Genomic DNA, 8,774 nt, shown 5'->3' on the forward strand with positions numbered 1-8,774 from the left:
TCCTTCCAAAAGTGACCCGCCGTAAGGGCGGAACCCTAAGCAGCCGTTACCCAAACAACGGATATGTACCCGGAGCCCAAAAATGCCGCAGCTAACAAAAATCCTGATCGCCAACCGCGGCGAAATCGCCTGCCGCATTCAACGCACCGCCCAATCCCTAGGCTATCGCACCGTCGCCGTCTACAGCGAAGCCGACACCCAAGGCCTGCATGTGCAGATGGCCGACGAAGCCGTCCCCATCGGCCCGGCCCCCGTCCACCAGTCATACCTCAACATCGAAGCCATCCTCAACGCCGCCAAACGAACAGGCGCCGACGCCATCCACCCCGGCTACGGCTTCCTCTCCGAAAACCCCGACTTCGCCCGCGCCTGCCAACACGCCGGCCTCACCTTCATCGGCCCCAGCGTTGAAGCCATCGAACTGATGGGCAGCAAACGCCTGTCCAAACTCGCCATGCTCGAAGCCGGCGTGCCCTGCATCGCCGGCTACCAAGGCAGCGCCCAGGACGACCTCACCCTGCAACAGGAAGCCGACCGCATCGGCTACCCGCTGATGATCAAGGCCAGCGCCGGCGGCGGCGGTCGCGGCATGCGCCTCGTGCACCAATCGAAAGACCTGCTGGACAACCTGCACACCGCCCGCTCGGAAGCCAAAAACGCCTTCGGCAGCGACGAACTGATCCTCGAACACGCCCTGATCGACCCGCGCCACGTCGAAATCCAGCTGTTTGGCGACAGCCACGGCCACCTCATTTACCTCGGCGAGCGCGACTGTTCGATCCAGCGCCGCCATCAAAAGGTCATCGAAGAAGCCCCCTGCCCTGTCATGACGCCCGAGCTGCGCCAAGCCATGGGCGAAGCCGCGCTGAAGGCTGGACGTGCGGTGAACTACGTCGGCGCCGGCACCGTGGAATTCCTGCTCGACCGCCACGGCCGTTTCTACTTCCTGGAAATGAACACGCGCCTGCAAGTGGAGCACCCGGTGACCGAACTGATCACCGGCCTCGACCTGGTGGACTGGCAACTGCAGATCGCCGCCGGCCAGCCGCTGCCCCTGACACAGGCCGACGTCACCCTCAGTGGCCACGCCATGGAAGTGCGCCTGTACGCCGAAGACCCGGCCCAGGGCTTCCTGCCGCAAACTGGCGATGTAGTGCGCTGGGAGCCAGCCACTGGCGTGCGTATCGACCACGGCGTGATCGAAGGCCAACGCATCAGCCCGTTCTACGACCCGATGCTGGGCAAGCTCATCGCCCATGGCACCACCCGTGAAGAGGCTCGACGCAAATTGCTCCGGGCGGTGGAAGACACGGTGTTGCTGGGGGTCGCGACCAACCAGCCGCTGCTGGTGGATTTGCTCAAGCATCCGGATTTCGTCGATGGCGATTTCAGCACCGGGTTTATCGCTGAGCACTTCAGCGAAATCCCTCCCCTGACGCCGTCACCCGAACAACTCGCCCTGGCCGCCGCGCTGTTTTACCAGCACAGCGCCAACCAGCATCCCAAAGGCCTGGCGGGATGGTGCAACAACGCCAGCGCGCCTTGTATTTATCGCTTGGAGGTCAACGGAGACATCCACACCGTCAGTGCCGACCCCCTGCAACTCATCACCGACGGCCGCCATGCCACCCTGGTATTCAACGGTATCCGCCGCCGCACCGCCTATCACCTCGACGGCAACCAACTATGGGTACCCGGTCTCAGGGTGATCGACTGCACCCAGCAAGTCGCCAACCGCCAGGCCGACGCCCGCAGCGGCACGGTCAAGGCGCCGATGGACGGTGCAATTGTCGATGTGCGGGTCAGTGCCGGCGACAGCGTGACCAAAGGCCAACTGCTGCTGGTGCTCGAAGCCATGAAAATGGAGCATCCGCTGACGGCCGGTATCGACGGCGTGATCAAAGGCGTGCAAGTGATTGCCGGTGATCAGGTGCGCAATCGTCAGGTTCTGCTGGAGATCGTCTGACCCCTAGGCGGAACTACAGGGCCGGGCTACGCTCTATCCCCAACAGAAAGGGAAGAGTACGGGAACCTGCACGATGCCTCATTGGCTGATTATTGACCTTGAAGCCACAACGGATGAAGGCGGCTGGCCCGTGACGGAGATGGAAGTCATCGAGATCGGCGCGAGCCTGGTCAACCGCCAGGGCCGCGAGCTGGACCACTTCCAGCGCTTTGTGCGGCCGCTGCGCCGGCCATTGCTGACGCCCTTTTGCCGCCAACTGACCCACATCACCCAGGCCAACATCGACGGTGCGGCGCCGATTACCGAAGTGTGGCCGGCGTTCGAACGCTGGCTGGGCCAGCATCAGCCGCGCCTGGAAGGCTGGGCCAGCTGGGGCGACTACGATCGCCGGCAGCTGGAACTGGAATGGCAGCGCCATGGCCTGGCCAGCGCGCTCGCCACCACGCCTCATGTGAACCTCAAGCAGCGCTTCGCCAAGGCTCGGCGCCTGGACAAGCCCCTGGGGCTCAATGGCGCCCTGCAATTGGCGGGGATGCAGTTCCATGGCCAGCAACATCGGGCGCTGGAGGATGCACGCAATACGGCGCGCCTGCTGCCGCTGATATTGCCGGTCTAGGCAGCTTCCCTGCCCTTGGGCATACTGGCCGACCTTTCCAGACCCTTTTCCGAGGAATCGCCCATGTTTAAAGTCAACGAGTACTTCGACGGCACCGTCAAGTCGATCGCTTTCGGCACCGCAGAAGGTCCGGCGACCATCGGCGTCATGGCCCCCGGCGAATACGAGTTTGGCACCGCCCAGCGTGAAATCATGCACGTGGTGTCCGGCGCCCTGACCGTCAAACTGCCGGATGCCAGCGAGTGGGAAACCTTCGCCGCCGGCAGCCAGTTCAACGTGCCGGCCAACAGCAAGTTCCAGCTGAAGGTCGCCGTGGACACCGCTTACCTGTGCGAATACCGCGGCTAAGGGTTTCCCGGCAGCAAAAAAATGCCCGTCTCGCAGGAGACGGGCATTTTTTATGCGTGAAGAAAACTATTCAAGGATCGTCACCGGCATCCCGACTTCCAGGCGGCCAATGCCATCGTTGACCAGGTTCTGGCCGAAAATCGCGCCGTCTTCAGTCTTGCGGTAAGCCTCCAGCGTGGCGAAGGGTTCGCGGTCAACGCTGCGCTCGCCGGTTTGCGGGTCGATGGTGGTGAGGATGCAGCGCGAGCACGGCTTGACCGCGCGGAACTCCACGTCGCCGATACGCAGGCGTTTCCAGCCATCTTCGGCGAAAGCTTCACTGCCCTCGATGACCAGGTTGGGACGAAAACGCAACATTTCCATGGGGCGGCCGATGCGTTGGGAAAGGTCGTCCAGCGACGCCTGGCTGATCACCAGCAGCGGGTAACCGTCGGCAAACGCGACCTGGTCGTCATCCTTGCCGTAACCGGCCTGGGTGGTGCGGGCACGCTCGACGGGGATCTGCACCAGGCGCGTCGGTTTGCCAATAAAGTCGCTGACCCAATCCGCCGCTGCGTCGCCCGCATCGGGCACGCGCAAGGTGTCGCGCCAGATGGTCACGCCACGCAACTCGGCGTCGTTGCCGGGCAGCGCCACATCCAGCGGCGTGTAGCCCGGCGAACTCAGGGTGAGGCCGCCGCTGCTGTTCCACAGCGCCGACAGTTGGCTCATCTTCGCCACCGCACGCTGCGTGAGGAAACGCCCACTGCCTTCATCCACCAGCATCCAGCGTCGGTCCCCGTCCACCCCGAGCTTATCCAGGCCGACCTGTTGCAGGATTTCGGCCTTGCCGGACTTCAAGGGGTAACGGTACAACGCGCTGAGACGAAGCATGGGCCTGCATTCCTGAGGGGCAAAGCCATCACCCTAAGGTCAAGCGGGCACTTCGTCCAGCATCAGACGCTGACGCACCACATCCACCAGCTTGTCGGGCTGGAATTTGGACAGGAAGTTGTCGCAACCGACCTTCTTCACCATCGAGTCGTTGAAGCTGCCCGACAACGAGGTGTGCAGCACCACATACAGGCCACGCAGGCGCGGGTCGTTGCGGATCTCGGTGGTGAGGCGGTAGCCGTCCATCTCGGGCATTTCGGCGTCGGTGAAGATCATCAGCAGCTTGTCGGTCATCACCTGGCCACTGTCGGCCCAGGCCTTGAGCATGTTCAGTGCCTTGAGGCCGTCGCTGGCGATGTGCATCTTCACGCCCAGTTGACCGAGGGTGTCGCGCAGTTGCGAGAGGGCCACATTGGAGTCATCCACCAGCAGGACCTCACGGCCACGGGCACGCTCCAGCACCGGGTCTTCGAGTTTTTCCCGGGAAACCTTGGCGTTGTACGGCACGATCTCGGCCAGGACTTTTTCCACGTCGATGATTTCCACCAACTGGTCATCGACCTTGCTGATGGCCGTGAGGTAATGCTGGCGACCGGCGCTGGTCGGTGGCGGCAGGATGGCTTCCCAGTTCATGTTGACGATGCGGTCCACGCCGCCCACCAGGAACGCCTGCACCGAGCGGTTGTACTCGGTGACGATAATGGTGCTGTTGGGGCCCGGCACCAGTGGGCGCATGCCGATGGCCTGGGACAGGTCGATCACCGGCAGGGTCTGGCCCCGCAGGTTGACCACGCCGCACACGAACGGATGGCGCTGCGGCATCAAGGTCAGCTTGGGCAGTTGCAGCACTTCCTGCACTTTGAACACGTTGATCGCGAACAGCTGACGCCCGAACAGGCGGAACATGAGGATCTCCAGGCGATTCTCACCCACCAGTTGCGTGCGTTGATCTACCGTGTCGAGAATGCCGGCCATTAAAAGCTCCTGATGCGCTAAGGGATTGTGCAGCTCACTTAAGGCTTGTTATCGGCGGCAAGCGCCAGACCTTGACCCGTGTAAAATGCCACGTAAATTCATTGATGTCACACTGACATCATGGTTTACTGCGCTGGCCTCTCCAGACAGGGGTACAGCGACGTTGCGCGACATTCAATTCGACGCAAGGTTCCGCCATGTAAGGGATTCCCCTACGCACAATCAGGCCCAACCTGATATTCGCAATATCTAATAGCCATTAATGTGACGCCATTCTCAATGCATGAATGGAGTCAGGCTTTTGTTTGCCATCCCAAGCCCTCGGCCCACGGGCCTTCCAGACATTCAACTGTCGGCAATTGAAGGTGTGCAATTGACCCCGCTCATGAGGGCCGCGCACAGCCGTCGCCGTCACTCTAATAAGCTTCCTACTGATTATTCAGAAGCGACCTACAGATTCCAGTCATATTTCAGCGCTAGTTTTAAGCCATTCACCCGGTGCGACATCTCATCACCCGACCTTATGTTGTGGAGACTTGCATGATGAACGACGGTAACGAGTGGCAACTTGCACTTCCCGAATTCCTTCAGGAAGCTGAAAAGCTGCTGATCAAATCGGAAGAGTGCCTGAGCCACCTGCATTTGATCCGAAACGACAGTGACGCTATCGACTGCATGAAAATCAGCCTGATCAAGCTCGCCGAAAGAGCCGATTGCCTTGCCCTGCAGGCCATCAGCGAATTCTCGCGGCACATCCAGTACCTGATCGCCAATGCCGAAAGCCCGCTGCAACTGCATGATCAAGCCTTGGACGCCTTGGAAGAATGCCTGAAGTTACTGGCCTGGCAGTTGGAGTTGATTGATGTAAAGACAGGCCAACTGGCATTGGATGAAGCGGAGCAAACGACATTGATCGCCACAGTGACACTGCATATTCCGCAGAAAGACTTCGCCTTTAAACCGCAGCAGCGGGTGCATCACGTGTCTTGAGCGGATATCAGGTCGCATTTAAATCAGAAGTTATCTGAAAACGACTCATCCAGTGGAATTGAATCACGCAGGCAAAGATATCAATTAGCCATTAACGGTAATAACGATACAACCGAACAGAAATAATATAACTACCCACTCCATGAACTCTGGGAATACCGCCCGGAGCATTTGCGCGGCTAATAACCCAGTCGAACACAGCACCAGGCGACCAACGGTAATAGTGGTGGTACTATGCCCCGCTCGAAGTGACTCAACTTCATCATGCATAAAAACGATTCGATAACGCATTCCAAACAAAGCCCTGTCAGCCGCCGTGACCGGACTTCCCGCAGCGAACCTTCATTGGCTCCATCCGCTATGTACGCCAACCTCAAGACACTCATCGCAAGGTCCGCGTCCCGCAGCAATGCACGCCGTTTGATCCTCGCCCTGTGCCTTGGCTCGCTGCTGCTGAGCCTGTGGGCCTATAGTTTTTCCGCCGCCCTGCCGCTGCTGGTGCTGCTCAACCTGGCCACGCTGGTGGTGGTTGGCCTGCAACAGTGGCACTCGCGCAAATCCATCAAGTTCCAACCCCAGGAACTGGCCGATCGCCTGCTGCAAGTGCAGGAAAACGAACGCCACCGCCTGAGCCGCGAGCTGCATGACGATATCGGCCAGTTGCTCACCGCCGCCAAGCTGCAAAGTGAATGGCTCAAGCGCCGCCTGCCCGAAGACCTGCAAAGCCAGTGCACAGTGCTGTGCAACACCCTGAATGAAACCCTGGCCAAGGTGCGTGACGTCTCGGCCATCCTCAACCCTCGCCAGCTGGCCAGCCTGGGCCTGGAAGCCAGCCTGCGCGCGCACCTGCTCAAGACCCTGGAAAACACCCCGATTCACTGGAGCCTGGAATGCCAACAGCGGCTGACCGGCATCCCGGAAGAAATGGCCGTTGCGGCCTTTCGCATCACCCAGGAAGCGGTGACCAACATGCTACGCCACGCCCAGGCGCGCAATCTGTTGGTACGCCTGCAACGCCTGCCCGAGGGCCTGTCGCTGAGTATCTGCGATGACGGCCAGGGTTTTTCGCCGGCCATCAACCCGGGCCTGGAAGGCCAGCGGGGCATGGCCGGCATGTCAGAGCGGATTGATCAACTTGGCGGTTCGTTATCCGTCAACAGCCAGCCAGGCAAAGGGACACGGATCGACGCGCTTTTCCCCTGGGCGCCCCGCGCCCTCGAACGGGCCAGCTCCCCTAAGGTTCTCGAGTGACCTGCACATTACTCCTGGTGGATGACCATGCTCTGATCCGGGCCGGCGTACGCGCGCTGGTCCAGGACATTCGCGGCTACACGGTGGTCGGTGAGGCCAGCGATGGCGCACAGTTGCTGGAGCAGTTCAGCGCCCTGCTGCCCGATATCGTGCTGCTGGACCTGTCGATGAAACACACCGGTGGGCTGGATGCCTTGCAACAACTCAAGCGCGCCTACCCCAAGAGCCGCGTGCTGATCCTGTCGATGCACACCGACCCGGAACTGATCATGTGCGCGCTCGAATCCGGCGCCCATGGCTACCTGCTCAAGGACACCACCGCCAACGAGCTGGAACACGCGCTGCTGGCCCTGCGCAACAACGAGCGCTACCTGAGCCCGGCGATTGCCCACACGGTGATCAATCAGGCGCTGGTACGCAACCAGGGCCCCACCACCCCGGCTGGCCACAGCCACAACCTTACGGCGCGGCAGTTGGAGATCCTGCGGTTGATTGTGCGCGGCAAGTCCACCCGGGAAATCGCCCACGGCTTGGGCTTGAGCATCAAGACCGTGGAAGCGCACCGCTCGCAAATCATGAAACGCCTGCAGATTTTCGACGTGGCCGGCCTGGTGTTATTCGCGGTGCGCGAGCAGATCATCAGCCTGGACGACTAACGGCGAATCCACCGGCAAGTGCACGCGCAAGGCCTTGGGCAGGGCCTCGAAGTGCAGGTCATCGCCCTCCAGCGGTTCGCCATCCAGGTTGATGTAAAGGCCCTGTGCGACCTTGATATTCACCCACGGCAGGCGCGCACGAACGAACATGGTGTCCAGGCCCCAGCCGTTGTTCATCAACTCACGCAAGGTACCGACCACCTCCTGAGGCGCGGGCAGGATGCTGACATCCAGCAAGCCATCATCGGCCATGGCGCCTGGACATAGCTCATGGCCGCCGCCTGCTTGGCGACCGTTGCCGATGCCCAGGGCGAGCAGCTCGCCTTTCCAGTGGAAATCGGGGCCATCGAGTTCGGCGTAGGCAGCCTTCAGCTCGCTGAAACGGGTCAGGCCGGTGAACAGGTAGGCGGCGCCGCCCAGGACTTTTTTCAGATCTTCCGAGGTGTTGGCGGTGACTTGGCTGCCGAAACCGCCGGTGGCCATGTTGAGGAAGATTTGCCCGCCGACCTGGCCGAGGTCGATGGCCCTTGGCGGTACATCCAGCAGCGCCAGGGCCTGGGCGGGTTCAAGCGGCACGCCGGCGGCCTTGGCGAAGTCGTTGGCGGTGCCCAGGGGCATCAGTACCAGGCTGGCGTCGGTCTTGGTCTGGGCCATGGCTTCGGCGACGTCGCGCAAGGTGCCGTCGCCGCCGCCGGCGATGATGTGGGTGTAGCCGTCGGCCAGGGCTTCGTTGACCAGGCGTTGGGCGTCGCCGCCTTCCCATGTGACCCGCACCGCCAACTCGCCGCCCTGCTTGCGTCGGGCCTGCACGGCAGAGCGTACGTCCTCGTTGAGGGCTTGCTTGCCGTGGAGGATCAACAGGGCTTTGGGGGTGGTCATTGCGGGAATCTCCTGATTCAAGGGTGCTTGGAGGATGTGGACCTTGGGCGGGGAGAAAAAAGCCATTGGGGTTGGAAATTATTTGTTGGTCTATGCGGGGGCATATCCGTTTATGCGGTAACGGCTGCTATTGGTTCCGCTCTTACAGCGGGTCACTTTTGGAAAAGAGCCCGGAATGCCGGCCCAGCCAAAAGTAACCAAAAGGGCTCTTGCCCCAACA

General features: G+C 61.2%; 9 protein-coding genes. 6 read left to right on the plus strand and 3 right to left on the minus strand.

Features of this window, described 5'->3' with window-relative positions; genetic code table 11:
- Nucleotides 1-82: 82 nt before the first annotated feature.
- The 3 genes from HX823_RS23130 (at nucleotide 83) to HX823_RS23140 (ending at nucleotide 2,930) form a co-directional block, all read left to right on the plus strand.
- Nucleotides 83-1,966, plus strand: a complete 1,884-nt coding sequence (locus HX823_RS23130) for an acetyl/propionyl/methylcrotonyl-CoA carboxylase subunit alpha (protein WP_177076909.1) — start codon at nucleotides 83-85, stop codon at nucleotides 1,964-1,966.
- 73 nt (nucleotides 1,967-2,039) lie between these two features.
- A complete protein-coding gene (locus HX823_RS23135) occupies nucleotides 2,040-2,582 on the plus strand; it encodes an exonuclease domain-containing protein (protein WP_038844354.1) in 543 nt (180 codons plus the stop codon).
- A 63-nt stretch (nucleotides 2,583-2,645) separates the two neighbouring features.
- The gene (locus HX823_RS23140; RefSeq protein WP_010208796.1) at nucleotides 2,646-2,930 is read left to right on the plus strand and encodes a pyrimidine/purine nucleoside phosphorylase; all 285 of its coding nucleotides are present in this window, start codon (nucleotides 2,646-2,648) and stop codon (nucleotides 2,928-2,930) included.
- Between the two features lie 66 nt (nucleotides 2,931-2,996).
- Here the strand turns inward: HX823_RS23140 and HX823_RS23145 are convergent, their stop codons facing one another.
- On the minus strand, nucleotides 2,997-3,803 hold the full coding sequence (locus HX823_RS23145) for an MOSC domain-containing protein (RefSeq protein WP_038844352.1): 807 nt from the start codon (nucleotides 3,801-3,803) through the stop codon (nucleotides 2,997-2,999).
- 39 nt (nucleotides 3,804-3,842) lie between these two features.
- Nucleotides 3,843-4,778, minus strand: coding sequence for a chemotaxis protein CheV (locus tag HX823_RS23150; RefSeq protein WP_010208794.1), 936 nt, complete (start codon nucleotides 4,776-4,778; stop codon nucleotides 3,843-3,845).
- Between the two features lie 540 nt (nucleotides 4,779-5,318).
- Here HX823_RS23150 and HX823_RS23155 point away from each other — a divergent pair.
- The 3 genes from HX823_RS23155 (at nucleotide 5,319) to HX823_RS23165 (ending at nucleotide 7,675) form a co-directional block, all read left to right on the plus strand.
- Nucleotides 5,319-5,768, plus strand: coding sequence for a hypothetical protein (locus tag HX823_RS23155; RefSeq protein ID WP_177076911.1), 450 nt, complete (start codon nucleotides 5,319-5,321; stop codon nucleotides 5,766-5,768).
- Between the two features lie 360 nt (nucleotides 5,769-6,128).
- The gene (locus tag HX823_RS23160; RefSeq protein ID WP_038844349.1) at nucleotides 6,129-7,019 is read left to right on the plus strand and encodes a sensor histidine kinase; all 891 of its coding nucleotides are present in this window, start codon (nucleotides 6,129-6,131) and stop codon (nucleotides 7,017-7,019) included.
- Nucleotides 7,016-7,675 carry a response regulator transcription factor gene (locus HX823_RS23165; RefSeq protein ID WP_177076913.1) on the plus strand — a complete coding sequence of 220 codons (660 nt, stop codon included), beginning with the start codon at nucleotides 7,016-7,018 and terminating at the stop codon, nucleotides 7,673-7,675. The genes HX823_RS23160 and HX823_RS23165 overlap by 4 nt, the downstream gene beginning before the upstream one ends.
- Here the strand turns inward: HX823_RS23165 and yegS are convergent.
- On the minus strand, nucleotides 7,634-8,554 hold the full coding sequence (gene yegS / locus HX823_RS23170; RefSeq protein WP_177076915.1) for a lipid kinase YegS: 921 nt from the start codon (nucleotides 8,552-8,554) through the stop codon (nucleotides 7,634-7,636). The two genes, HX823_RS23165 and yegS, sit on opposite strands and share 42 nt — an antisense overlap.
- Nucleotides 8,555-8,774 lie beyond the last annotated feature (220 nt).

It is taken from the genome of Pseudomonas sp. P7759, assembly GCF_013386445.1.
GTDB classification, from domain to species: Bacteria; Pseudomonadota; Gammaproteobacteria; order Pseudomonadales; family Pseudomonadaceae; genus Aquipseudomonas; species Aquipseudomonas azotoformans_A.

Bases quoted from the DNA above. Each gene is read 5' to 3' on its own strand.
- HX823_RS23130 (WP_177076909.1), top strand. From the start codon at position 83: ATGCCGCAGCTAACAAAAATCCTGATCGCCAACCGCGGCGAAATCGCC.
- HX823_RS23135 (WP_038844354.1), top strand. From the start codon at position 2,040: ATGCCTCATTGGCTGATTATTGACCTTGAAGCCACAACGGATGAAGGC.
- HX823_RS23140 (WP_010208796.1), top strand. From the start codon at position 2,646: ATGTTTAAAGTCAACGAGTACTTCGACGGCACCGTCAAGTCGATCGCT.
- HX823_RS23145 (WP_038844352.1), bottom strand. From the start codon at position 3,803: ATGCTTCGTCTCAGCGCGTTGTACCGTTACCCCTTGAAGTCCGGCAAG.
- HX823_RS23150 (WP_010208794.1), bottom strand. From the start codon at position 4,778: ATGGCCGGCATTCTCGACACGGTAGATCAACGCACGCAACTGGTGGGT.
- HX823_RS23155 (WP_177076911.1), top strand. From the start codon at position 5,319: ATGATGAACGACGGTAACGAGTGGCAACTTGCACTTCCCGAATTCCTT.
- HX823_RS23160 (WP_038844349.1), top strand. From the start codon at position 6,129: ATGTACGCCAACCTCAAGACACTCATCGCAAGGTCCGCGTCCCGCAGC.
- yegS (WP_177076915.1), bottom strand. From the start codon at position 8,554: ATGACCACCCCCAAAGCCCTGTTGATCCTCCACGGCAAGCAAGCCCTC.